We start from the raw sequence: 24466 nt of genomic DNA, 5'->3' as shown, positions 1-24466 counted from the left end.
TAATTATTTCACTCTTACCTTATTTCCCTCATAAAATGACTATAACGAAATGTTATTTGAAACCATCGTGTTCACGTTACGATTTGCAATCGTACTTTTATTCTTATCTGATAAAAAATAAATAGACTTAATCACATTGATTATTAATTAGTGCTCAAAATAAAGAAATATAAATATTTTATATCTCTAACTATCTTGAGTTTATAAGAAACATAGTTTCAATAAAATATTATCAAAATGAGGTTTGTTAGTTTGAGTCTGCTAAAGTAATAACGTAATAAAGGTCGCTATTTGTGCATTCCACTTAGAAGTTACTCCTTTAGGAGTATAAAAGTAGCCTATTTATCCGTATTAACAAGCATAAAGTGAAGTATTTTATTTCTTCAATAACAACTTAAGCACCTCATAATCGACATCTATAAAATTCGATATAAATGTTTCATTATACCAACCATAGATAAAAGAAATATTTCTTAGTATTTCATGACTATCTTTATTCAATTTTATTAAACTATGAATAATATAAATGCATCAAATGTCTCTCTCTCTTATCATTTGTAAAAAACAATATCGACATCACAAAACAAACACCTTACGTATATTTGATTATGTCTTTTTTGATTAATGATAATGAAATCGATGAAATAAATAAATTTCCCCATAAAAAAAACAACATATCTTTACAGAAGAAAATCAAACTCACCGCAATTTGATATAAAAAAAGCCAATAAATTGGCTAAAATTTAAAAAAATATAAACATTTTTTAGTATTACGTAATATAACTCTTTATTTAAATTATTATTTCATCCCCTCTTTCGCCCCAGCAAATTAGTAAAAGAGGGAAAATGAAAAGGCTACTCTTGTTCAATACACCCTTTTAGTGTTGCCTGCGTATAATGCTTACGGCAAACTGAAACATATTTTTCATTTCCACCAATTTCAACTTGAGCACCATCACTTAGTACATTTCCTTTATCATCTAAGCGTAATACTTTATTCGCCTTTCTACCGCAGTAACATACTGTTTTAAGTTCTACAAGCTTATCAGCCCATGCTAATAAATAAGCACTACCTGTAAATAACTCACCTCTAAAATCCGTTCTTAGCCCATATGTAAGAACGGGAATATCATAGGTATCCGTTATTTCACAAAGTTGTTCGACATGTGCCTTACTTAAAAATTGGCACTCATCAATCAATACACAATGAATAGGCTGTTTGTTATGCTCAGCAACAATAACGTCACGAATATTCATATCATCACTAAAGAGTAATGCATCCGCACTTAATCCTATTCTTGAGCTAATCTTTCCCTTTGCAAAGCGTGTATCAATAGCAGCAGTGAAAATCAATGTGCGCATTCCTCGTTCATTATAGTTATAAGAGGATTGCAATAAAGATGTTGATTTTCCAGCATTCATGGCTGAATAATAAAAGTAAAGCTGAGCCATCAGCTCTCTCCTTAAATAGTGTTTATTTTCACGAGCGACAGTCTAACATAAACAATCTACAAGTTATCCATAACAAGTATTTATTACCTTTATTTCTATTCTAGATATACCATCGAAAGATGAAGTTCGTTGTTAATGCTAATTTTTGCTTAAAAAATAAATAGCTTTAATAAGTACTTAACATATTAAAACACACCTTGATATACCTTTATTAAAGTATGAAAGTTAGTCCGATTCCATTTTTAGAAAAAAGTCCGTTATTATAAAAAAATGAACAAAGCTTTCTATTCTTTAGCATTAGCGCTATCATCAGTTAAAAGATGCATTTCCTTACTAATATTTCCTTTATTGACTAAAGATACCTCTACTTTTATTATTTTTTTCGTTGAGATATTAGTTTAAAAAAAAGAAATTTTACGTAAGGTTTGTATTTAGGTATTGCAGAAATTTAAATAGCAATCTATTATTAGTATTACATCAGCCAACAACATTTATTTGAGACCAGGAAAATGAGCGAATCTTTAAAAATATTAAATAACATCCGTACTCTCCGCGCACAAGCAAGAGAAACTTCTTTAGAAACTTTAGAAGAAATGCTGGAGAAACTCGAAGTTGTCGTTAATGAGCGTCGTGAAGAATTCTCATTAGAAAAAGCAGCTGAAGAAGAACGTGTTCAGAAATTACAAAAATACCGCGAAATGTTAGAAGAAGCCGGTATTGATCCAACAGACTTACTTGAAGCAAGTGCTGTTAATAAAACTGGCCGTGCTAAACGCGCCGCTCGCCCAGCTAAATACTCTTACGTTGATGATAATGGTGATACTAAAACTTGGACAGGCCAAGGTCGTACACCAACTGTAATCAAACGTGCTATTGATGAAGAAGGCAAATCATTAGACGATTTCCTGCTGTAATTTAAGTCAATACTCTATTTGAAATACCCTTTTAATTATTTAAAAGGGTATTTTCTTGTTTACTTCATTTAATTAAACAAGCGTTTAATTTTAATATGTGCTGATGTTGTTTGTATTAGATGTAGGTAAGCAAAAATAAAAAATGTAATAACTTCGTTATTTATTTTTATTTATAATGAAAAAGGAGCTTTTATAGCTCCTTTTTTCTTTGATTTAATTAAACTAATGTTATTAATTTTTATAATAACTTAAATACCAATCAACAAACTGTTTTACGCCATATTCTACTGCTGTATTCGGTGAAAAACCGATTGTCTCAGACAAATCTTGGCAATCAGCACAAGTAGAAAGAACATCACCGTCTTGCATCGGCATTAAATTCAATTTAGCTTTAATATTGAGTGATTTTTCTATTGCTTCAATAAATGCCATCAATTTAGTTGGTTGCCCATTACCCACATTATAGATTTTATAAGGTGCAGAACTTGAAGATGTTTCACCTTTCTCTACTGTCCAGTTTTCATCTGCTTCTGGTACAACATTAACTAATCGAACCACTGATCCCACAATATCATCAACATAAGTGAAATCACGCGTCATATTTCCACCGTTATAAACATCAATAGGTTCACCCGCTAACATTGCTTTAGTGAACTTAAATAATGCCATATCAGGGCGGCCCCAAGGGCCATATACTGTGAAGAAACGTAATCCAGTTGTTGGTAATTGATATAGATGTGAATAGCTATGAGACATTAACTCATTGGCTTTCTTTGTTGCAGCATATAATGAAACAGGATGATCAACACTATCTTCTGTTGAGAAAGGCTGTTTCTGATTTAAACCATAAACAGAGCTTGAAGATGAGTAGATAAGATGTCCAACTTTATTATGGCGACATCCTTCTAATATATTAATATGACCAACGATATTCGCATCAATATATGCCATTGGATTTTCAATCGAGTAGCGAACTCCTGGTTGAGCTGCTAAATGAATAACTCGGTCAAATTGGTGTGATGCAAATAATTGAGCCACTTTTGCTGAGTCAACGATATCAAGTTTCTCAAAATGGAAATTTTCTAGCTGTTGTAATTTAGCTAATCGAGCTTCTTTTAAGCGCACATCATAATAGTCATTCAAGTTATCTATTCCAACAACATGATAACCCATTTCGATTAAACGCTGACTCATATGATAGCCAATAAAACCCGCAGCACCTGTTACCAATATTTTCATATTATCACTCAAATAACCCAATAATTTATTTTTATGTCAACGTTATCATGCTTAATATCACCTTGATTAAACATCATAACGCTTAACATCGTCATGCATTACAAAATCAACATGGCTCAATACTAAATGTATTGAGCCATACCTTAATCTCTTACAACCGCTTTATCTAGCTTTTCCCATAAAATACGCAACATGCATTTACGGAAATTATACAATGAAATTAACCATATAAATGATTATTAATAGGCTTTATCTCACTGTATCTTTAATGATTTTAGCCATTGTGCAAAATCTTCGCCAAACTCTTCGTGCTGTATTCCGTACTCTACGAAAGCTTTCATATATCCTAGTTTATTACCACAATCGTGGCTTTTCCCTTGTAGGTGATAAGCTTCAACAGCTTCTTTTTCAATCAGCATTGCGATCGCATCAGTTAACTGAATTTCATCTCCGGCACCCGGTGCGGTTTTCGCTAATAGAGGCCAAATACTTTCAGATAACACATAACGCCCTACGATAGATAAATTCGAAGGTGCTTCTTCTTTCTTAGGCTTTTCAACAACACGAGTAATTGGTTTGCTATCACCTGGGCATAAATTTTCGCCCATGCAATCAACAATACCATAATTAGAGACTTCATCTTCAGGAACAGGTTCAACAAGGATTTGACTTGCGCCTGAACGTTCAAAGTGAGAAAGCATCTCTTTTAAGTTAACTTTTGTTAAATCCGCACTGTATCTATCTAAAATAACATCAGGCAGGATAACAGCGAAAGGTTCATCACCAATTAGTGGCTTAGCACATAAAATAGCATGGCCTAATCCTTTTGCTATTCCCTGACGAGTTTGCATAATCGTGACATGGCTTGGACAAATACCTTGTACTTCTTCTAATAACTGACGTTTAACGCGTTTTTCTAAAATCGCTTCTAATTCAAAACTCGTATCAAAATGGTTTTCAATTGAATTTTTAGATGAATGTGTGACAAGCACAATTTCATTAATACCAGCTGCAATACATTCATTCACTACATATTGAATAAGAGGCTTATCAACCACTGGCAACATCTCTTTTGGAATTGCCTTGGTTGCAGGTAGCATTCTCGTTCCTAATCCTGCAACAGGGATCACCGCTTTTCTAACTTTACGCACTGCTGATGACATTATACTTCTCCTGCAATTCGTACCGTTCTACTTTCAAATATGAATGGGTACAATTAAAAAATAATCGCCAGAGTATACCAGCTAATATCTAAGGATAAACAGAGGCCTATCCGTTAATTGAGATAGTTCTTCATTTATGTTTAATATATGCACGATATTCTGTTTTTTATTTAATCTAAATTTAACTTTTATAGATAGGAGAAAACATTAATCTTATCTGATTTGTGTTATCCCAAATTTTGCATTGCCAATTTGTTCCCTCACATTTTACTTGATTAATATATAAAAGTTGCAATGTACCTAAGGGGACACCACTATTTAATTCAAATTTTTTACTTTCTGTTTTTATTTCAGCTTTTAAACCTGCTGATGCTAATAGTATATTTTTTTTCTGAGTATGATAATAACCGAGTATAATAGGAAATTGTCCTTTTACCCCAATCTCATTAAGCATTTTATTTAGCTTATTCAACATATTATACATACTTGGTAAAGATCGTACTTTTTCTGATGATTTTAATACATCATTAAAAACAACTCGTAAGAGTAAAGCGACTAAAAGCCCATTTTCATCATCTCTAGAAATATCGACACAATAGAAAATAATTTGATCTTCTGATAAAGCCGCAATATCAAATAATAACCCCATTTTAGCGATATCATTTAATTGACGATAATTAACACAATATCCCGCAACAACTTGCTTAACCTGAGGTTGCATCTGTTTTATGAACGACTGAATATAATGGGTATCTTTTCGTAAGCTATTCCAAAGTGGCTCTAAATGTATACCTTCTATTAATACTGATTCAAAAAAGCCAGGGCATAATACTTCAATAACTTTTTGTTTTAATTTATCAAGATGTGTTATTGGCTTAAGGAAAATCTCTTGTGCCCCTAAACGCAACATATCATCTATTTCAGCCATATTATCTGTACATGAAATAGCAATAACAGGAATAGCCAGTTTTCGTTGTTCAAGATGACACAAAAAAGTGGGTCCATTCATTACCGGCATACGGATATCACATAAAATAAGATCAGGGAGCAATCCTTCCTCTAATAAAGATAATGCTTGGCTACCATTATCTGTTGTATAGACACAAGCCTTCTCATGTGAGAAATATTCTGTCAACATTGTGCGAAAAACGACCTCATCATCAATTATTAAGATTTTTTTACCTACTAAGGCTTTGTTCATTGGTGACTCCGGTAACTATCGTTTCACATGCTGATTAATTAGCGCTACATTATCAGTTTAGTTCAACATTGACGTTAATTATTCCCAATCGTTACTTTTTTCAATCTATGGGAAATCGTCATACTGATAACGTGAGTTAGGACATTATTTTGTCGAGTTTATGCCCCTGCAATAGCCAATTACTCTACTCTGATTGCTGTGAGCCTTACCATTTAGGTCAAAAAAACGCTCCTACAGCAGAAGCATTGATGCGTTCGCGTTATAGCGCGTTCGTTAAACATAATGCTGATTACTTAATAAAGACGTGGCATCCTTCTTGCCGTGTTGCCTCCCTGCATGATGAATTAGTTTCAGGCTTTCCAAATACACAATGGCTTGGACTCAATATTATCTCATCGCAAGCGAGCACAAATAAAAATGAGGCATATGTTGAATTCTCGGCTTGCTTTATTGAAAGAAATGCCGATGATAAACGGTACTTACATGAACGCTCTCGTTTTCTAAAAATAGATGACTGTTGGTTTTATATTGACGGTGTGAAACCGAAAGTGGGACGAAACGATCCCTGCCTTTGTGGCTCAGGACGTAAATACAAAAAATGTTGTGAAAATAACATCAAATAACTGCAAACACAGAAGTAAAAGAAAGGATTTATCCATACATGCAACACCAAAATACTCAAAAAAAAATACTGCGTACTATTTGCCCTGATGCAAAAGGACTTATCGCTAAAATCACGAATATTTGCTACAAACATCAATTAAATATTGTTCAAAATAGTGAATTTGTTGATCATCGTACAGGTCGCTTTTTTATGCGCACCGAGCTGGAAGGTATCTTTAATGATGAAACCTTTCTTGCGGATTTAGATGATGCTTTACCACAAGGCTCAAAACGCGAATTAAATACCGCAGGCCGTCGTCGCATTGTCATTATGGTGACAAAAGAAGCACACTGCTTGGGTGACTTATTAATGAAAAGTGCATTTGGTGATTTGGATGTTGAAATTGCCGCCGTCATTGGTAACCACGACACGTTAAAACATTTAGTAGAACAATTTGGTATTCCCTTCCATCTTGTTAGCCATGAAGGCTTAACTCGTGATCAGCATGATGAAAAATTAATTGCACAAATTAATCAATACAAACCTGATTATGTTGTACTCGCAAAATATATGCGTGTATTAACACCTGCATTTGTACAAAATTTCCCAAATCAAATTATCAATATTCACCACTCTTTCTTACCGGCCTTTATTGGTGCCCGTCCTTACCATCAGGCTTATGAGCGCGGTGTTAAAATCATTGGTGCAACAGCACACTACGTAAATGATAATTTAGATGAAGGTCCAATCATCACTCAAAACGTGATTAATGTTGACCATACGTTTTCTGCTGAAGATATGATGAGAGCGGGTCGAGATGTTGAAAAGAATGTTCTTAGCCATGCTTTATATTGGGTATTTTCACAACGAGTTTTCGTTTACGGTAACAGAACCATCATTTTATAAGTTTTCTGTCACTAATAACGTACACATTACGGCTATCTAAATGTAAACCGCGATATAAAGCATATCGCGGTTTATTTTTCCCCCCTTATTAACATAGATCATATTGCTTAAAATCAATACGATAGCGCATAAAGCTTGAACAATACGAACATTTTTACATCAGTCAGTAGATTTTTAGCAAAATAGCGCTTTACAGATCTCAGGTATTTGGTATTATTGCGCCCGCTGTCACGGACAGCAAAACAATTTAATGTTGGTGGGATACCCAAGCGGCCAAAGGGAGCAGACTGTAAATCTGCCGTCACAGACTTCGAAGGTTCGAATCCTTCTCCCACCACCATCTCCTCTTAGCTTTACTCTATAAAAATTCTTTTTATTCCATTTTATCAATTAAATCCAAAAATCGATTCAATACACTTGAATGATACTTAGATTTATAGATATAACAGCTATACCGTATTTCAGGTTTCGTTAATGGTATAAAACATAAGTCTGCTTCGTACTCATTTTTCAATGGGTTTTCGTCAGTTAATAAAAGAGAATGATGTGTTTGAATAAAACGTAAACAGCAATTAAGATCATCCATTATTCTGACACACACGGTTTTCCCTCTATTCCCGATTTCGCTCTCTAATTTTTTTATCTTAGTTGTCTTGTATAATGCCGGATCACATAACCAAATATTTTCACTTAAAAGCCTATCAATATTATTATTCACACTATTCACAAGTATTTTTTGACAACAAATACCTAAGTGTTTATTTTCTATTTTATGAAGAAGGCTAAATTTTTCACTAATAATTTTCTCAGAGCTTAATATTAATGTATTACCATCATAGTCGGGTATTTCTTCAAAATTTTCTTTTGAAAATCGCATGATATTTATATGGGAATAATTTTTATTTGCTGCCTGATAAAACTGAGTTAAATACTGACTTTTCCCCCAATCATAATAAACATGAATGCTATTGTTTATGATCCCCGAGATATGTTTTTTAGTTATCTCTTTCTCCTGAAGATAAAGCGATTTCAAATCATTATAAAGCTCAAGTCCTTCTTGAGTTAAACTCATACCGAACTTCTCTCGCTTAAATAAACGCTTTCCTAATACGGCCTCAAAGTCTTTGATAGATTTAGCGACGGGGGGTGTCGTGCGATTCATCACGCGTGCGGCTTTACTTAACGAGCCATTTTCGACTACAGCCATAAAGGCTTCTAACTTACGAGAAAAAAACATAATTCACCATTCCTTTGCTGTGTAGAATAAAATAATTTCATCAATTCATTTAATGTAAATAAAATAGTGATTAATTAATTTAAAATTTAAATTTATATAAAAGCAGTTTTATATAAATATTCCTTTACCTCCTTTTAATGAATGCAATTTATAACTACAATATTATTTTTATTATGTCATCATTCTTCACATATAAAGAATAATAATACTTATATTCTTCTATCAAAGATTAGTTTATGTTTCTAGTTTGTTTAATTAATATTTTTTGTTATGCAATTAATTATTTTTATTAAATTAACACAGTCTATTTAATGACTTTTATTTTTATCTAATTTTATCTTTCTCTTGATAAGCCGTGCCATCATTTCAGTGATTTGCTTACATTCATTTTATGATCCTGCTAGTATAAGACATCCTATTATTCAATATATAAATGGTTACAGTCACATGAAATTTGTCTCTTTCAATATTAATGGTTTACGCGCTCGTCCTCACCAACTTGAAGCTATCATAGAAAAACATCAGCCGGATGTTATTGGACTTCAAGAAACGAAAGTTCATGATGATATGTTTCCATTAGATACAGTGGGTGCTTTGGGGTATCACGTTTTCTATCATGGTCAAAAAGGGCATTATGGCGTTGCTTTACTCACAAAAGAGAAGCCCGTTGCAGTGCGTAAAGGCTTTCCGGGTGATGATGACGATGCTCAGCGCCGAATGATCATGGCTGATATAGAAACACCAGCGGGTTTATTAACGGTCATGAACGGCTATTTTCCTCAAGGTGAGAGCCGTGATCATGAAACTAAATTCCCGGCAAAAGAAAAATTCTATGCTGATCTGCAAAATTACCTAACCACCAGCTTAAAACCGACCTCTCCAGTGCTTATTATGGGTGATTTAAATATCAGCCCAACAGATAAAGACATTGGTATTGGCGAAAATAATATGAAGCGCTGGTTAAAAACAGGCAAATGTTCTTTTCTACCAGAAGAGCGGGAATGGCTGGCAACATTAATGGGGTGGGGATTAACAGATACATTCCGCCAACAACATCCTGAAACTGATGATAAATTCTCGTGGTTTGATTATCGTTCTAAAGGATTCGATGATAATCGAGGCTTACGTATTGACTTACTTCTAGCAAGTCGCGACTTAGCGGATAATTGTATTTCAACAGGAATTGATTACGAGATCCGAGGAATGGAAAAACCCTCTGATCACGCGCCAGTTTGGGCTGAATTTAAAATATAATTAAATTAAATTTTAATTCAATAAAAGCACTTACCTGAGATAACGCAGGAAGTGCTTTTTATTTGTGCTTAATAATCCGTTGTTGCTGCTTTATTCTGCGCTTTATTTTTTGTAGCGCCTGCTTTGTTACTTCCTTTAGTTGCAGCCTTACGCTTTTTATTATGCGCCGGTGCGGGAAGATTTCTGAAAGCTTGAATATTCGGGCGACGTTTCGCTTGAGTAATCAACTCTATCAAGGTGTTATTTAATGGCATCATAAAATCTTGATATTTAAATTGCTTCTCACTAATTTGCGTGAGTATCGATTCCCAATGTGCAGTCATATCCGGTAAAGTTGCCATATCTGGCAATACATGAATTAATGCTCTACCTGCTGGAGTTGAGTTAATGGCTCGTCCTTTCTTTTGCAAAAAGCCTCGCTTAAATAACAGCTCAATAATTCCCGCCCTTGTCGCTTCAGTACCTAATCCATCCGTCGCTCTTAGGATTTTCTTAAGTTCTTTATCTTGAACAAAGCGCGCAATTCCTGTCATAGCAGAAAGCAATGTCGCATCAGTAAAAGGTCTTGGTGGCTGCGTTTGCTTTTCAACAATCTCTCCCTTTTCACACAGCAACTCATCACCTTTCGCCACTACTGGCAATGCAGAACCATCATTTTCGGCATCTTGCTCTTTCGCACCTAATAATATTCGCCATCCTGTTTGCGCTAAAAAACGCGCTTTAGCGATAAATTTGCCATTCTCAATATCAAGTTCAATAACGCATTTACGATAAACAGCATCAGGCATAAATTGCATTAGATATTGGCGAGCCACGAGATAATAAATATTTTTCTCATTTTCACTTAATGAGATATTACCTGTTTTTGCCGTTGGAATAATTGCATGGTGGGCATCAACTTTTTTGTCATCCCAGCAACGATTCTTTTTATCAATATCTAAGGTATCTTGCGGTAATAGGCTTGCATCATGTGTGCTAATCGCATTAATAACAGCATGGCGACCAGCAAAATGCTCATCAGGCAAATAACGACTGTCAGAACGCGGATAAGTGATTAATTTATGCGTTTCATATAGTCTTTGGCATGTATCTAAGACTTGCTGTGCGCTTAAACCAAAGCGTTTTGCGGCTTCAATTTGTAATGCGGAAAGCGAAAAAGGAAGCGGTGCTATTTCAGATTCTTGCTTATCTTGATAATCCGTTACATTGGCAGGTTTATCTTTAATTCGCTCAACAACATGCTCTGCAAGCTTACGATTTAATAATCGCCCTTCTTCATCTTGCCAAGGTTCACAGTGCTCGCTTGGCTGCCAAATCGCGGTAAAGCGTTCATCGGCAGGTGTTACAACATGAGCTTTAACTTCAAAGAAATCTTTAGGCACAAAATTTTCAATTTCTTCATCACGACGAACCACTAAGCCTAATACGGGTGTTTGTACTCGCCCCACGGACAATACACCTTGATAACCATTGCGTTGACCTAAAAGCGTATAGGCTCGAGTCATGTTAATACCATAAAGCCAGTCTGCTCTTGCTCGTGCCAAAGCCGATACACACAATGGTACAAACTCATGGTTATAACGTAGCTTATCAATAGCACGCGTCACTGCCGCTGGGTTTAAGTCATTAATTAAGCAACGACGCGCCTGTTTTCTTTGGTCTTCGCTGATATTTAAATAGTTAAGCACTTCATCGACTAGAAGCTGACCTTCACGATCGGGGTCTCCCGCGTGGATCACTTCTTTTGCCTGCTTAAGTAGTGTTTTGATAGTTTCTAGCTGCTTTTTAACATCAGCTCGGGGCTTGAGTTGCCATTTTTCAGGAATAATAGGCAAATCATCTAACGACCAGCGGGCGTACCGCGGGTCGTATGCATCCGGCTCAGCTTGTTCAAGTAAGTGACCAACACACCACGTCACATACTGGTTATCACCACAAAGAATAAAACCATCGCCCCTTTTATGAGGTTTTGGCAATACATCAGCAATAGCACGAGCAAGGCTGGGTTTTTCTGCAATAAATAATCTCATTACGTTAGTTAATCACTTCAATCAACGCTTTTCCAGCTACTGGCGCTGTTAGCTCACCAATAGAAGTTAATTCGATATCAAAACGTGAGGCAACCTCTTTCACTTGTTCAACCGCTTCAGGCAATACTGCTAATAATAAACCACCTGATGTTTGCGGATCACAGAGTAATTTACGTTGCATTTCAGTGATCTCACCAATTAAATGACCATAACTTTCAAAGTTACGCCCAGTACCACCCGGAACACAGCCTTGTTCAATATAAGACTCTACTTCTGGTAATCTTGGTACTTGTGAGAAATGAATAGTGGCTTGTACACCAGAGCCGTCACAAATTTCACTTAAATGCCCTAATAAACCAAATCCTGTAACGTCAGTCATTGCAGTGACGCCTTCGATATCAGAAAAATCAGAACCGGCTTTATTCATGCGGCACATAATTTCTGTCGCTAAACCTTGGTGCTCTGGTTTTAACAGACCTTTCTTCTCAGCGGTTGTTAATACACCAATACCCAAAGGTTTCGTTAAAAAGAGCTGGCACCCAGCTTTAGCTTCACTATTTTTCTTCACTTTGCTGACAGGCACAACACCTGTTACTGCAAGGCCAAAAATAGGTTCTGGTGCATCAATTGAGTGACCACCAGCTAGTGAAATTCCTGCTTCTTGGCAAGCGACTCGGCCGCCCTCAATCACTTCGCGCGCGATTTCAGGTGCTAGTTTATCAATAGGCCAACCTAAAATAGCAATCGCCATAATAGGTTTACCACCCATCGCGAAGATATCACTGATTGCATTTGTTGCAGCGATACGCCCAAAATCATAAGGGTTATCAACGATTGGCATAAAGAAATCAGTAGTGCTGATAATACCTGTACCATTTCCTAAATCATAAACAGCAGCATCATCTTTGGTTTCATTACCTACGAGTAAATGAGGATCATGAAATTTAGCTTGTTCGCTATGTAAAATGGTTTCTAAAACTTTTGGTGAGATCTTACAACCACAACCTGCACCATGACTGTACTGTGTTAAACGAATTGCTTCAGACATAACATGCCATCCTTTTTAAAAATAAGTCACAAAATCAGTTAAGTCAGCAGGAGAAACCGTCATTGGCGCTTTCAGGGCTGGCGTGCCTAAATAAAGAAAACCAATAATCTGGTCGTGTTCACCACAGCCAAGTCCTTCTCTTACCACTGCATCATGAGTCCAAGAACCTGAACGCCAAATTCCCCCAAATCCTTGAGCAACCGCCGCCATTTGCATTGCTTGAACACTACAACCAGCAGCGACAACTTGCTCCCATTCAGGAACCTTTGGATGATCTTTCACTTTCGCAATAACAGTGATGATTAATGGGGCACGAAAAGGTGCATTTTTTGCTTTTTCTTCAACTTCTGGCCCTAAATTACCCACAACCGCGGCTTTATGCAGTAATTGGCTAAAACGCTCTATGCCTTCATTTTGCATCACAACAAAATGCCAAGGCTTAAGTGCACCATGATCAGGTGCGCGCATACCGGCTTGTAAAATAGTATTGAGGGCTTCACTATCAGGGGCTGGAGTAGTCAGTCGAGAAGCTGAACGGCGGTTCAAAAGCAGTGTTAATGCATCCATTTTTATTCTCCTGTCAGCATTTTATTTTAGCAAGATCCCATTCTTATGGGGATGGACAGTTCTTATCAATTCGCAGTATAACAAACTGTTATATTACCACCATCCATAGATTTAGGCGGGAATTTTTCTAAAAATCAGCTGTGTGGTTATTTAATCGTAATTTACTGTTCATAAAATGATTAATCTTGGCTTACTAAGTTAATTTAAGCTTATTTTGATCCTACTTTCTTTTTAATTCGATGAATTCCTATATTACTTTGATGCCTTTTTGTGTGAAATTATTTAGCTATTTTTACGTAAGATAAGTGTTTACTTAATAACATCTTAAGCAAAATTTATCATTAGTGGTTTCCTAAAAATCAATGACAGACATTCAATAAGAGCTATATTAGAATATTCCTTCATTGTTATTGCTATTCTCTCTATTGCTAACAACATTTTTTGTTTTAATAGTATGAGATTATGTGGATGTAGCCTGCTTACTAATAATTCTAGCATGACTGTTTAGGATTAAAATTTAGCTTTACATGATGTGGAGATAATATGAATAAAATTATGGAGTTAATCGGCGCAATATTAAAATTCAGTTGGCAAGCCATTAACTTTATCAGGAAATTAATCTTAAACGTTATTTTCTTTTTCCTTCTCTTTATGGTCATTGGTATTTTCTTAATTAGCAAAGAAGCACAAAAACCAGTGGATTATGAAGGTGCCCTTCTTGTTGATCTGAAAGGTGTGATTGTTGACCAAACTGCAACCCAAAATCCTTTAGGAGAAGTTGGACGGGAGCTTTTAGGTGTTTCTAGTAGCCAGCTTCAAGAAAATTCATTATTTGAAGTTGTCGATACGCTACGCCTAGCCTCTCAAGATCCGAAAATTAAAGGTATGGTGCTTAAACTTGATGAATTTGCAGGCGCAGATCAGCCCTCGCTAAATTATATTGGTAAAGCACTTAATGAATTTAAAAAGACAGGTAAACCGATTTTTGCAGTGAGTGGCTATTACAGTCAGCCACAATATTATCTCGCCTCTTATGCAGATAAAATTTATCTCACCCCTCAGGGTGCTGTGGGTGTTTATGGTTATGGCTTTCAAAATCTCTATTACAAAACACTGTTAGAAAACTTAAAAATTAGTACTCATATTTTCCGTGTCGGAACGTATAAATCTGCGGTTGAGCCATTAATGCGTAATGACATGTCTGCTGAATCTCGAGATGCGTCATTACGTTTAGTTAATGCACTATGGTCTACATATTTAACCCAAGTTGCAGAAAACCGTAGCATTACCACAGAAGATGTTTTCCCTGGCGCAAAAGAGATGATTGCACAGCTACGTAATGCGGATGGGAATAACGCAACTTATGCACTAAATCGTAAATTAGTGGATTCTGTAAGCTCATACGCTCAATTTGAAGCAGATATGACAGAAACCTTTCAGTGGGATAAAGAGAACCAGCAATTTAACAATATCAGCATTTATGATTATGCCGATACGCTAACCTCATCATTACCTGCAAGTGATGAAGGTAATATTGCCGTAGTCGTTGTTCAAGGTGCCATTATTGATGGTGAAAGTATCCCGGGCTCTGCGGGAGGGTCAACCATTGCTAATCAAATTCGTCAAGCACGTTTAGATCCAAATATTAAGGCACTTGTATTACGTGTAAATAGCCCTGGTGGTAGTGTGTCTGCATCAGAGCAAATACGTAGTGAAGTTGCTGCCTTTAAGCAACAGAAAAAATATGTGGTTGTTTCAATGGGTGGTTTAGCTGCATCAGGTGGGTATTGGATCTCAACTCCTGCGAGTAAGATTATTGCTAGCCCATCAACATTAACTGGCTCGATTGGTATTTTTGGCGTTATTAATACTTTCGAAAATAGCTTAGAGTCTATTGGTGTTTATACTGATGGTGTCACAACATCACCATTAGCCGGATTATCTGTCACAAATAAACTACCTGAAGAATTTGCAGAGCTTTTACAGCTCAATATCGAAAGTGGCTATAAAACGTTTCTTAATTTAGTAGCAGAATCTCGTAAAAAAACACCCGCTCAAATTGATCGCATTGCTCAAGGCCGAGTGTGGGTAGGAATAGATGCAAAGAATGTGGGTTTAGTCGATGAGTTTGGTGATTTTGATGATGCTATTGATGCCGTTGCTAAAATGGCAAAAATTGACCAACCTGTTATTGATTGGATGAAACCAGAACTAAGCCTGTCAGAGCAGATCATAATGAGCTTGTCGTCTAACGCAAAAGCACTTCTTCCTGATCCGTTACAAGCTTATATTCCTGCGCCTGTTTTAAAAGAAGTTAAAACACAGACAGAGTTTTATCGCAATATGAACGATCCGCTAAATCGCTATGCGTATTGTTTATCTTGTGGTGATATTCAATAGTTTTTCCACTGATACACCTGTTCACACTGAGCAGGTGTATTTCTCTCTTTTTTCTGGCTTTTGATAGAATGATATTCTGATGAATGATTTTTGTTCGTCTATATTCAAACTATTTTTAACACAATGATTTAAAGTAGATATTAGTCAGTCTCTATTTTCTTTTTTTAGCATCCTTTCCTTTTTTTATTCTGCAAACCCCCTATAATCAGGTATTTCTCACAGCTTAATAAGAGTGCTTTTTCTGATGCAAAAGAAATCAATCTACGTTGTTTATACTGGCGGTACTATTGGTATGCAACATTCTGAACATGGCTATATTCCTGTATCAGGACATTTACAACGCCAATTAGCTAAAATGCCAGAATTCCACCGTGAGGAGATGCCTGATTTCACAATCAAAGAGCACCTTCCTTTAATTGATTCTTCAAATATCACACCAGAAGATTGGCAATCCATTGCTGATGATATTAATGAAAATTATCACAACTATGATGGGTTTGTTATTCTTCATGGTACAGATACCATGGCATTTACCGCATCAGCACTCTCTTTTATGTTTGAGAATCTTAGCAAACCAATTATCGTTACTGGCTCTCAAATTCCTTTAGAAGCCTTACGTTCTGACGGGCAAACAAACCTATTAAATGCGCTTTACCTCGCAGCACATCACCCAATTAATGAAGTGGCGCTATTTTTTAATAATACGCTGTATCGTGGAAACCGCACAGTAAAAGCGCATGCAGATGGTTTTAACGCCTTTGCATCACCAAATAGCGCCCCACTGTTAGAAGCGGGTATTAATATTAAACAATTTAAAATTAACTCATTTCCAAAAGGGAAAGGGGAATTTACTGCACATAATATTACACCTCAGCCGATCGGCGTTGTCACCATTTATCCAGGTCTTTCAGATGAAGTTGTTAAAAATATCCTGATGCAACCTGTAAAAGCCTTAATTTTGCGCTCTTATGGTGTCGGTAATGCGCCATCGCATCCTGCCCTACTCTCAACCCTACGTGAAGCAACTGAGCGTGGAATTGTTGTTATCAACCTTACGCAATGTATTTCTGGTCGAGTGAATATGGAAGGTTATGCAACAGGTCAAGCATTAGCGGAAGTGGGTGTGATCAGTGGCTTTGATATGACATTTGAAGCAACATTAACTAAACTGCATTATCTCCTTAGCCAACAATATAATTACACTGAGATCTGCCGACTAATGCAACAAAACCTTCGCGGTGAAATGACATTAGACGATAACAACTAAGCTTAATCTAAAGGTAAAATTGGTGAAAAATTCCGCACTGTTATTGGTTGATATACAAAACGACTTTTGTACTGGTGGTGCATTAGCTGTTAATGAAAGCGATATAGTGATACAAACAGCCAACCAACTTATTCATGATTTTAAGCTATCTAAAAATCCCATTATTGCCAGTTTAGATTGGCACCCAGCCGATCATCTTAGCTTTGCTGAAAATTCAGACACTGTTGTAGGGGAAATTGGAACGCTTAATGGATTACCACAAGTATGGTGGCCTGTGCATTGTGTACAAAATTCTTATGGTGCTGCATTTCACCCTGAATTAAACCAAGCACTAATAAACCATATTATTTACAAAGGGCAAAATCGCCTTATTGATAGTTATAGTGCCTTTTTTGATAACGACCATGAATATCAGACGGGCTTACATACTCTTTTGCAAACACTGAATATAAAACATCTTTATATTTTAGGAATTGCTACGGATTATTGCGTTAAATATACGGTACTGGATGCTTTACAGTTAGGTTATCAAGTGACGGTGATTACAGATGGTTGTCGCGGCGTAAATATTCAAGATGATGATAGCGAAAAAGCACTAGAAGAGATGCGGGCAAAAGGTGCGGTATTAATTGATTCAGCACATTGGCTTAATCGTAACAATCAATAGGTTCGTTATTTTCTTCATCTTCATAAAACAAAAAAAAGGTTAATTTCCAACCAACCTGGTTAATAATTAACCCTTTTTTATCTCTATTCTATCCATTCAATACACGTTTTAGTCATCATCCATTGGTGTTAGTGTTGCTAAACGTTCAGATTGAAACTGAGCTTTTAATTCTTGTTTGCTCTTCATGGTAATTTGCCCATTAGTTCCCACTGTCATATGCTCAGGTGTATGGTTATTTTTCGCCTGCCATAATAAAACAATCTGCATGCAATGTTCTTTTTGCTCATCAGTCAATGTAACGCCATCAGGCCATTTACCTAGTTCAACTGCGGTTGAAATACGTTGGTAAATTTCAGGGGTTACCATCGAAATAAGTTCATTAACTTCCATTGATTGCTCCATAAGCTAAATAATCTCTTGAAATGGCTGAATCGTTTTTTCCATTGTTGTTATTTTGTTAATTTAACTGGATTAACCGACTTGTTTTTCGCCTGTTTCACTATTCGTAAATGAAAGAGATGCTGAATTAACACAATAACGCTCCCCTGTAGGGGCTGGGCCATCATTAAAAACATGGCCTAAATGTGCATCACATTGCTGGCAACGTATTTCAGTTCTTTTCATATTATGAGAAAAATCATCAATATAGCGAATTGCATTATCACTAACGGGTTGGTAAAAGCTAGGCCAACCACACCCTGCATCAAATTTCGTCTCTGAATAAAACAAAGGAGCCGAACAACATAAACAGTGATAAATCCCTGTTTGACGATTGTGTAATAATTTACCACTAAACGGAGGTTCTGTGCCTTGCTGTTGCGTCACATAACGTTGCATTTCGTTGAGTGTTGATAAATCAAGGTGATTGTTATTGCTTGAAATATTCACTTTCTTTTCATTATCTGCCATATCGACCTCTTGCCCAGAAAAATGCTTTTTAAAACAACAGTGAATAATAACAAAGATTTAACAACAAATCTGAAAAATATAGTCTAAAATCATCAAGAGTAATCTTTAGTTTTTGAAATGTGATGAATTTCACATAACGGAGCAAAGGTAACTTCATTTATCGGCGTTGATCCCGATAATACACAGCGTAACATTTGGCTAAAACGACCAATCCTTAAGCGAAAAGTGTTTTTTTAATTGATTTTTTGCAATTATTGACACGATTCCGCTTGACGATTGGCGCGGTTTTGGTAACTTTAGAAGCAACTTTTTAATTCACTAAATTAAAGCTGGTGGAATACATATGACTATCAAAGTAGGTATTAATGGTTTTGGTCGTATCGGCCGCATCGTTTTCCGTGCTGCTCAAGAACGTTCAGATATCGAAATCGTAGGTATTAACGATCTGTTAGACGCAGACTACATGGCATACATGCTGAAATACGATTCAACTCATGGCCGTTTCAACGGTACTGTTGAAGTAAAAGATGGCCACCTCGTTGTTAATGGTAAAACCATCCGCGTAACTTCAGAAAGAGATCCAGCAAATCTGAAATGGAACGAAGTCGGTGCTGACGTTGTTGCAGAAGCAACTGGTCTGTTCTTAACTGACGAAACTGCTCGTAAACACATCCAAGCTGGCGCGAAAAAAGTTGTTCTGACTGGTCCTTCAAAAGACAGCACTCCAATGTTCGTAATGGGCGTAAACCATAAATCATACGCAGGCCAAGATATCGTTTCTAACGCATCTTGTACTACTAACTGCTTAGCGCCTTTAGCTAAAGTTATCAACGACAACTTCGGTATCGTTGAAGGTCTGATGACTACTGTTCACGCTACAACTGCAACTCAACGTACTGTTGATGGTCCATCTGCAAAAGACTGGCGTGGTGGTCGTGGTGCTTCTCAGAACATCATCCCATCATCAACTGGTGCTGCTAAGGCTGTAGGTAAAGTTATCCCTGAACTGAACGGCAAACTGACTGGTATGTCTTTCCGTGTTCCTACTCCTAACGTTTCTGTTGTTGACCTGACTGCACGTCTGGAAAAACCAGCAACTTACGCTCAAATCTGTGACGCTATCAAAGCTGCAGCTGAAGGCGAACTGAAAGGCGTTCTGGGTTACACTGAAGATGCAGTTGTTTCAACTGACTTCAACGGCGAAGTTCTGACTTCAGTATTTGATGCTAAAGCAGGTATCGCTCTGAATGACAACTTTGTTAAATTAGTTGCTTGGTACGATAACGAAGTTGGTTATTCAAACAAAGTTCTGGATCTGATTTCTCATATCTCTAAATAATTAGAGTTTAGAAAGTCACGATTTCTTTTAGAGCCACCTTTTCGGTGGCTCTTTTATTTTTTAGCCAGTCAGTTTATTGTATTGAAATAGTCAGTGACATAAGGTCATAAGATAATGAATGAGAAAATTTTTTCTTTGCCGATTATTGAACAGATATCACCTTACTTAAGTCGTCGGCAATTAGGCGAACTTCCTATCCTTGTTATTTCACATCCTAAAGTACGCGCAGCTATCAGCCTTCAAGGCGCACATTTAATTGCTTGGCAACCTGCACAAGAACATCCTGTATTTTGGGTAAGTGAAGCCTCTCTCTTCACTCCAGGTGTAGCCATTCGTGGTGGTATCCCTATTTGCTGGCCTTGGTTTGCTTCAGCAGGTACACCAAGTCATGGATTTGCACGTATTCTTCCTTGGGAATTTAGTGCTCATACAGAACAAGATGATGGTGTCCTCATCACCATGACATTAAAAGAGAGTCAACAAACGCAAAAATATTGGCCTCATCCCTTTACTGTTATTGCTCGTTTTAAATTAGGAGCAACCTGTGAGGTTGAATTAGAATCTTATGGTGATTATGAAGCGACAGCTGCTCTTCACTCTTATTTTAATGTGAGTGATATCGATAATGTCTCTGTAACCGGCCTAGGAGGCCACTACATTGACACAGTGGCAGATAAAGAGGTTTACACTGATGAAACCTCATTACGCTTTAATGGACGCACTGACAGGCTTTATACGGAGCCTGATGATTTTAATCTCATTCATGATGATGGTTGGGATCGCACAATTGAAGTTCATCATTATCACCATAGTGATGTCGTGTGTTGGAACCCCGGCGCAGAGCTTGCAAGTTCAATGAAAGATATGAGTTCTGGTGGTTATCGTAAAATGGCTTGTGTAGAAACCGCACGTATCCACCAGCCATTAAAACCAGATAATGTTCATCCCGGCCGTTTATCTTTGGTAGTCCGTGTTCGTAAGAATATTGCTGAAAAATAAAGTATTGCTGGCATCTTACACAATAAAAAAGCTTCGAATTTAAATCGAAGCTTTTTTATCATCATTAATCTCACTAAATTCTAACCAAATTTCTGCTAATTAGAATGTGTAAGTCACACCTGTCCACACAATCGCAGTAACAGATTTATTCACCATTGGGCTGTCTTTCACTTCACTTGGTAAATGGTCAACACGGCCCATTGCAAAGAAATTCCATTTTTCGGCAAATTTATAGTTAGCAGAGAGTTCAACATAAGGCCTCCAGCTATCATTTGGTGTGTATTCAGCTAAACCACTACGCTGTGATTCTGCATGAGTAATACCATACGCATAACGATTTTGCTTTTTGTTTTCCCAAACAATACCCGCACCAGGTTGGAAAGACCAATTACCTAATTCGAAAGGATATAAATAGGCAGCATCAGCAATAATACCATTACTTTTACCCAGCATATCACCAGAAACAATCGCTCTTAAGCTACCCCATGATTCATGGTGTTTATAAGTAAAGCCACCCATCATGGTGTCACGACGACGATTCAGTTTTTTCATTTGCTCATCGTCACTATCACTTGGTTTATAAGCCTGAGGATAATAGTGCAAATCAACAGAAAGTTGATCTTTAGGTGTATTCCACAGGTAATATCCCGCAGCTAACGTTGCGAAATAAAAGTTTTCTGACTGGTAGTTAACTTGTGGTACTGGTAATAAATAATCTTTTGATTTAGCCCCTTTATAAGGAGTGACTTGTGCTAAGACTGAACCACCAATTGACCATTCTCCAGCAAATGCTGCTGGTGTGCTAAGTCCTGCAATAACGGCTAAAGAAATGATAATCTTCTTATTACTCACGATGATTTTCCATATTGTCATTAATAAAGTAGCAACCAAAAACCTATTTCAGTCACAAATAACTAAAACTGGTATTATTTTACCTATATCATTTTAGTTATGCATTAAATGTGTAGCAATCAGCGCTTGCCCTAATGCAATACCACCGTCTCCAGCTGGTAACATCATAGGGGCAATTACTTTTTTATTGTTTAACTTTTTCTTAAACAGATGTTTGAGTAATGTATTATTTAACACACCACCCGTCAGTACAATGGTGTCAATCTGGTATTTATCTGCATATTGCAATGCAATATCGCCTAAACCTTCAGCTAATAGATAATGAAATAACCATGCTTTTTCACTGACATTCAGCGCTACACTTTCCCAAAGAGACCAAAAAACCGACAAATCAAGCACACTATTTTTTACCGGCATTAGATGCCCATATTGCTTAATTATTTCTGCCTGTTTTTCTTGATGGCACGCTAATGCTGCTGTTTGTAGATAGCAAGCCGCTTCACCTTCCCAACTTATCTCTTTAGGGGCTAATCCTAATGATGCTGAAACCGCATCAAAAAAACGTCCACAAGAAGAGGCTTTAGGTGAATTTAAGCCACGCTCTACGGCCTTACTTAATATCTGCAAATCATTGCTAGGCACCATTTGGGCGATTACACTACCTTGCCAATCTTCAGAAAAAGTAGCTAAATGTGCGAACCAGTTTCGCCAAGGTTGAATAGAGGCAAGATTACCTCCTGGCATCGCAACAGCAGGAAGCCCACCAATCCGCTCTGATTTTTGATAGTCCACCAGCAGACACTCCCCTCCCCATAACGTGCCATCTTGTCCAAAGCCTAATCCATCAAGCGCAATACCAATGACAGCACCTTGTTGGTGTGTATGACCATGTTCAGCTAGACAAGAAACAATATGCGCATGATGGTGAAAAACTTCAATAAGAGGAATATTTTGCTCTTGAGCAAATTGTTTACCCAGTTGATGACTAATGTAGTTAGGATGTGCATCTACCACAATCGCTTTAGGCGTAAAACGATAAATTTGCTGAAAGAGAGCCAACGATTTTATCAACTGCTGTCGCACACTTAAATCATCAAGATCCCCTAAATGAGGCCCCATAATGGCTTGATGTTGGCGTAATAGGCAAAATACATTTTTGAGATCACCCCCCATCGCGAGTACTGAGGGTTGTTCTCCAAAATCTTCAGGTAATGAAATCGCATCTGGGACATAACCTCGAGATCGTCTGATCATCACACTCTTTTTACCCTCAATGCGAACAAGTGAATCATCAGCTCTTTGTATGATCTCTCTATTGTGCATTAAGAATAAATCTGCAATATCTTTCAATTGCATTAAGGCATCTTCGTTACTTAATGCCGGCGTATGACCTGACGTATTGCCTGATGTCATAACAAGTGGAATATTTGTGCCACGCGCTAATAGATGTTGCAATGGATTGGCTGGCAACATAACACCAATTTCAGTTAATCCTGGCGCAATAAGCTCCGCAAGTTTAGGTGCAACTGTTTTGGGGATTAATACAATTGGGGCAGCAGTGCTTTGCAACGCTTGGATAGCAGTTGAAAGAAAATCTGGTTCTTGCTTATCTGCTTTAATTTGATCAATTCCTGTGAGCATCACAGCGAGAGGCTTCGCAGGTCGATATTTGCGCTCTCGTAATAATGCAACACTCTCATTATTGCGTGCATCACATACTAAATGAAAACCACCAATACCTTTAACGGCAATAATCTTTCCAGCAAGTAATGCTTCACAAGTTTGAGTTAATGCGAGCTCTTTTGTTGCTAGCTCTTTACTCTGATTATCTTCAAGCCAGATATGGGGTCCACAGACAGGACATGCATTAGGCTGAGCATGAAACCGTCTATCTGCGGGATCTTCATATTCATGTTTACATTCAGGACAGAATGGAAACTCAGACATTGAAGTAAAAGGCCTATCGTAAGGCATTTTTTTTATGATAGTAAAACGAGGGCCACAATGTGTGCAGTTGATAAAAGGATAATGATAACGACGATTTTGAGGATCAAACAATTCATTAATACAAGCTTGGCAAGTTGTTGCATCAGGAACAACTTGTGTATCCATTTCGCCACCACCACTTTTTACAATAATAAAGTCTGTGGGTAGCTGTTCCCATTGATAGGGCGATTCTTCTATTCGTTCAATGCGTGCTAGTGGGGGGCATTCTGCTTTTAATGCTTCGATAAAGAGCGCATTTTTAGGTGAAGGGGTTAAATGTACCAATACACCTAAACTATCATTACTTACTTGCCCTAATAAACCAAAACGATGGGCTAGTTGCCAAACAAATGGGCGAAATCCAACGCCTTGAACCTTTCCTTTCACACGCAATGCAATGCCGTTACTCATAGGATCACCAAATCAAAATAA

Annotated in this window: 21 protein-coding genes and 1 tRNA gene; 10 read left to right on the top strand and 12 right to left on the bottom strand. The window is 37.0% G+C overall.

Features of this window, described 5'->3' with window-relative positions; all coding sequences use genetic code 11:
• Positions 1-855 precede the first annotated feature (855 nt).
• A complete protein-coding gene (locus DK857_RS05795; protein WP_023581977.1) occupies positions 856-1452 on the bottom strand; it encodes a thymidine kinase in 597 nt (198 codons plus the stop codon).
• A 509-nt stretch (positions 1453-1961) separates the two neighbouring features.
• Here DK857_RS05795 and hns point away from each other — a divergent pair.
• Positions 1962-2366, top strand: coding sequence for a histone-like nucleoid-structuring protein H-NS (gene hns / locus DK857_RS05790; protein WP_109401763.1), 405 nt, complete (start codon positions 1962-1964; stop codon positions 2364-2366).
• Positions 2367-2597: 231 nt separating this feature from the next.
• Here the strand turns inward: hns and DK857_RS05785 are convergent, their stop codons facing one another.
• The 3 genes from DK857_RS05785 to rssB all read right to left on the bottom strand — a co-directional run bounded on the left by DK857_RS05785 (position 2598) and on the right by rssB (position 5969).
• Entirely contained in the window at positions 2598-3605 is a 1008-nt protein-coding gene (locus DK857_RS05785) for an NAD-dependent epimerase (protein ID WP_109393913.1), read from the bottom strand.
• 254 nt (positions 3606-3859) lie between these two features.
• Positions 3860-4768, bottom strand: a complete 909-nt coding sequence (gene galU / locus DK857_RS05780; protein WP_098942564.1) for a UTP--glucose-1-phosphate uridylyltransferase GalU — start codon at positions 4766-4768, stop codon at positions 3860-3862.
• Positions 4769-4949: 181 nt separating this feature from the next.
• Positions 4950-5969 (bottom strand): two-component system response regulator RssB, encoded by a 1020-nt coding sequence (rssB, locus tag DK857_RS05775; protein ID WP_109393914.1) that lies wholly within the window; start codon positions 5967-5969, stop codon positions 4950-4952.
• Positions 5970-6118: 149 nt separating this feature from the next.
• On the opposite strand from rssB, the gene DK857_RS05770 reads away from it, so the two are divergent.
• The 3 genes from DK857_RS05770 (at position 6119) to DK857_RS05760 (ending at position 7819) form a co-directional block, all read left to right on the top strand.
• Positions 6119-6592, top strand: coding sequence for a YchJ family protein (locus DK857_RS05770; RefSeq protein WP_109401762.1), 474 nt, complete (start codon positions 6119-6121; stop codon positions 6590-6592).
• Between the two features lie 38 nt (positions 6593-6630).
• Positions 6631-7479 carry a formyltetrahydrofolate deformylase gene (gene purU, locus DK857_RS05765; RefSeq protein ID WP_109393916.1) on the top strand — a complete coding sequence of 283 codons (849 nt, stop codon included), beginning with the start codon at positions 6631-6633 and terminating at the stop codon, positions 7477-7479.
• Positions 7480-7734: 255 nt separating this feature from the next.
• Positions 7735-7819 (top strand) — tRNA-Tyr (locus tag DK857_RS05760).
• Positions 7820-7852: 33 nt separating this feature from the next.
• On the opposite strand, the gene DK857_RS05755 is transcribed toward DK857_RS05760, so the two are convergent.
• Positions 7853-8716, bottom strand: coding sequence for a helix-turn-helix domain-containing protein (locus DK857_RS05755; RefSeq protein WP_109393917.1), 864 nt, complete (start codon positions 8714-8716; stop codon positions 7853-7855).
• Positions 8717-9163: 447 nt separating this feature from the next.
• On the opposite strand from DK857_RS05755, the gene xthA reads away from it, so the two are divergent.
• Positions 9164-9970 (top strand): exodeoxyribonuclease III, encoded by an 807-nt coding sequence (xthA, locus tag DK857_RS05750; protein WP_109393918.1) that lies wholly within the window; start codon positions 9164-9166, stop codon positions 9968-9970.
• 68 nt (positions 9971-10038) lie between these two features.
• Here xthA and DK857_RS05745 read toward each other — a convergent pair whose 3' ends face one another.
• From DK857_RS05745 to DK857_RS05735, 3 genes are read right to left on the bottom strand one after another with little or no spacing between them, the layout of a single operon-like run.
• Complete coding sequence (locus DK857_RS05745; RefSeq protein ID WP_109401761.1) at positions 10039-12000, bottom strand: DNA topoisomerase III; 1962 nt, start codon at positions 11998-12000, stop codon at positions 10039-10041.
• 4 nt (positions 12001-12004) lie between these two features.
• A complete protein-coding gene (selD, locus tag DK857_RS05740; RefSeq protein WP_109401760.1) occupies positions 12005-13048 on the bottom strand; it encodes a selenide, water dikinase SelD in 1044 nt (347 codons plus the stop codon).
• Between the two features lie 15 nt (positions 13049-13063).
• The gene (locus tag DK857_RS05735) at positions 13064-13615 is read right to left on the bottom strand and encodes an NAD(P)H nitroreductase (protein ID WP_023581966.1); all 552 of its coding nucleotides are present in this window, start codon (positions 13613-13615) and stop codon (positions 13064-13066) included.
• 543 nt (positions 13616-14158) lie between these two features.
• On the opposite strand from DK857_RS05735, the gene sppA reads away from it, so the two are divergent.
• From sppA to pncA, 3 genes are all read left to right on the top strand, one after another.
• Positions 14159-16015, top strand: a complete 1857-nt coding sequence (gene sppA, locus DK857_RS05730; protein WP_109393921.1) for a signal peptide peptidase SppA — start codon at positions 14159-14161, stop codon at positions 16013-16015.
• Between the two features lie 244 nt (positions 16016-16259).
• Positions 16260-17282: an asparaginase gene (gene ansA, locus DK857_RS05725; RefSeq protein ID WP_109401759.1), complete on the top strand. Its 1023-nt coding sequence runs from the start codon at positions 16260-16262 to the stop codon at positions 17280-17282.
• A 22-nt stretch (positions 17283-17304) separates the two neighbouring features.
• Positions 17305-17949, top strand: a complete 645-nt coding sequence (gene pncA, locus DK857_RS05720; protein WP_109401758.1) for a bifunctional nicotinamidase/pyrazinamidase — start codon at positions 17305-17307, stop codon at positions 17947-17949.
• A gap of 108 nt (positions 17950-18057) precedes the next feature.
• Here the strand turns inward: pncA and DK857_RS05715 are convergent, their stop codons facing one another.
• Together DK857_RS05715 and msrB are read right to left on the bottom strand one after the other, a co-directional pair.
• Positions 18058-18339 carry a YeaC family protein gene (locus DK857_RS05715; RefSeq protein ID WP_109393924.1) on the bottom strand — a complete coding sequence of 94 codons (282 nt, stop codon included), beginning with the start codon at positions 18337-18339 and terminating at the stop codon, positions 18058-18060.
• Between the two features lie 81 nt (positions 18340-18420).
• On the bottom strand, positions 18421-18858 hold the full coding sequence (gene msrB / locus DK857_RS05710) for a peptide-methionine (R)-S-oxide reductase MsrB (RefSeq protein WP_109393925.1): 438 nt from the start codon (positions 18856-18858) through the stop codon (positions 18421-18423).
• A 343-nt stretch (positions 18859-19201) separates the two neighbouring features.
• Here msrB and gapA point away from each other — a divergent pair, with 343 nt between their 5' ends.
• The gene (gene gapA / locus DK857_RS05700) at positions 19202-20197 is read left to right on the top strand and encodes a glyceraldehyde-3-phosphate dehydrogenase (RefSeq protein WP_023581959.1); all 996 of its coding nucleotides are present in this window, start codon (positions 19202-19204) and stop codon (positions 20195-20197) included.
• A gap of 114 nt (positions 20198-20311) precedes the next feature.
• A complete protein-coding gene (locus DK857_RS05695; protein WP_075673880.1) occupies positions 20312-21196 on the top strand; it encodes a D-hexose-6-phosphate mutarotase in 885 nt (294 codons plus the stop codon).
• Between the two features lie 99 nt (positions 21197-21295).
• Here the strand turns inward: DK857_RS05695 and DK857_RS05690 are convergent, their stop codons facing one another.
• On the bottom strand, positions 21296-22048 hold the full coding sequence (locus tag DK857_RS05690; RefSeq protein ID WP_109401757.1) for a MipA/OmpV family protein: 753 nt from the start codon (positions 22046-22048) through the stop codon (positions 21296-21298).
• Between the two features lie 93 nt (positions 22049-22141).
• Positions 22142-24445: a carbamoyltransferase HypF gene (gene hypF, locus DK857_RS05685; protein ID WP_109401756.1), complete on the bottom strand. Its 2304-nt coding sequence runs from the start codon at positions 24443-24445 to the stop codon at positions 22142-22144.
• Between the last annotated feature and the right edge of the window lie 21 nt (positions 24446-24466).

It is taken from the genome of Proteus terrae (assembly GCF_003144325.1).
Taxonomy (GTDB): domain Bacteria; phylum Pseudomonadota; class Gammaproteobacteria; order Enterobacterales; family Enterobacteriaceae; genus Proteus; species Proteus terrae.
This window is presented reverse-complemented; position numbering and strand designations above follow the sequence as displayed.

Bases quoted from the DNA above. Each gene is read 5' to 3' on its own strand.
- DK857_RS05795 (WP_023581977.1), bottom strand. From the start codon at position 1,452: ATGGCTCAGCTTTACTTTTATTATTCAGCCATGAATGCTGGAAAATCA.
- hns (WP_109401763.1), top strand. From the start codon at position 1,962: ATGAGCGAATCTTTAAAAATATTAAATAACATCCGTACTCTCCGCGCA.
- DK857_RS05785 (WP_109393913.1), bottom strand. From the start codon at position 3,605: ATGAAAATATTGGTAACAGGTGCTGCGGGTTTTATTGGCTATCATATG.
- galU (WP_098942564.1), bottom strand. From the start codon at position 4,768: ATGTCATCAGCAGTGCGTAAAGTTAGAAAAGCGGTGATCCCTGTTGCA.
- rssB (WP_109393914.1), bottom strand. From the start codon at position 5,969: ATGAACAAAGCCTTAGTAGGTAAAAAAATCTTAATAATTGATGATGAG.
- purU (WP_109393916.1), top strand. From the start codon at position 6,631: ATGCAACACCAAAATACTCAAAAAAAAATACTGCGTACTATTTGCCCT.
- DK857_RS05755 (WP_109393917.1), bottom strand. From the start codon at position 8,716: ATGTTTTTTTCTCGTAAGTTAGAAGCCTTTATGGCTGTAGTCGAAAAT.
- xthA (WP_109393918.1), top strand. From the start codon at position 9,164: ATGAAATTTGTCTCTTTCAATATTAATGGTTTACGCGCTCGTCCTCAC.
- DK857_RS05745 (WP_109401761.1), bottom strand. From the start codon at position 12,000: ATGAGATTATTTATTGCAGAAAAACCCAGCCTTGCTCGTGCTATTGCT.
- selD (WP_109401760.1), bottom strand. From the start codon at position 13,048: ATGTCTGAAGCAATTCGTTTAACACAGTACAGTCATGGTGCAGGTTGT.
- DK857_RS05735 (WP_023581966.1), bottom strand. From the start codon at position 13,615: ATGGATGCATTAACACTGCTTTTGAACCGCCGTTCAGCTTCTCGACTG.
- sppA (WP_109393921.1), top strand. From the start codon at position 14,159: ATGAATAAAATTATGGAGTTAATCGGCGCAATATTAAAATTCAGTTGG.
- ansA (WP_109401759.1), top strand. From the start codon at position 16,260: ATGCAAAAGAAATCAATCTACGTTGTTTATACTGGCGGTACTATTGGT.
- DK857_RS05715 (WP_109393924.1), bottom strand. From the start codon at position 18,339: ATGGAAGTTAATGAACTTATTTCGATGGTAACCCCTGAAATTTACCAA.
- msrB (WP_109393925.1), bottom strand. From the start codon at position 18,858: ATGGCAGATAATGAAAAGAAAGTGAATATTTCAAGCAATAACAATCAC.
- gapA (WP_023581959.1), top strand. From the start codon at position 19,202: ATGACTATCAAAGTAGGTATTAATGGTTTTGGTCGTATCGGCCGCATC.
- DK857_RS05695 (WP_075673880.1), top strand. From the start codon at position 20,312: ATGAATGAGAAAATTTTTTCTTTGCCGATTATTGAACAGATATCACCT.
- hypF (WP_109401756.1), bottom strand. From the start codon at position 24,445: ATGAGTAACGGCATTGCATTGCGTGTGAAAGGAAAGGTTCAAGGCGTT.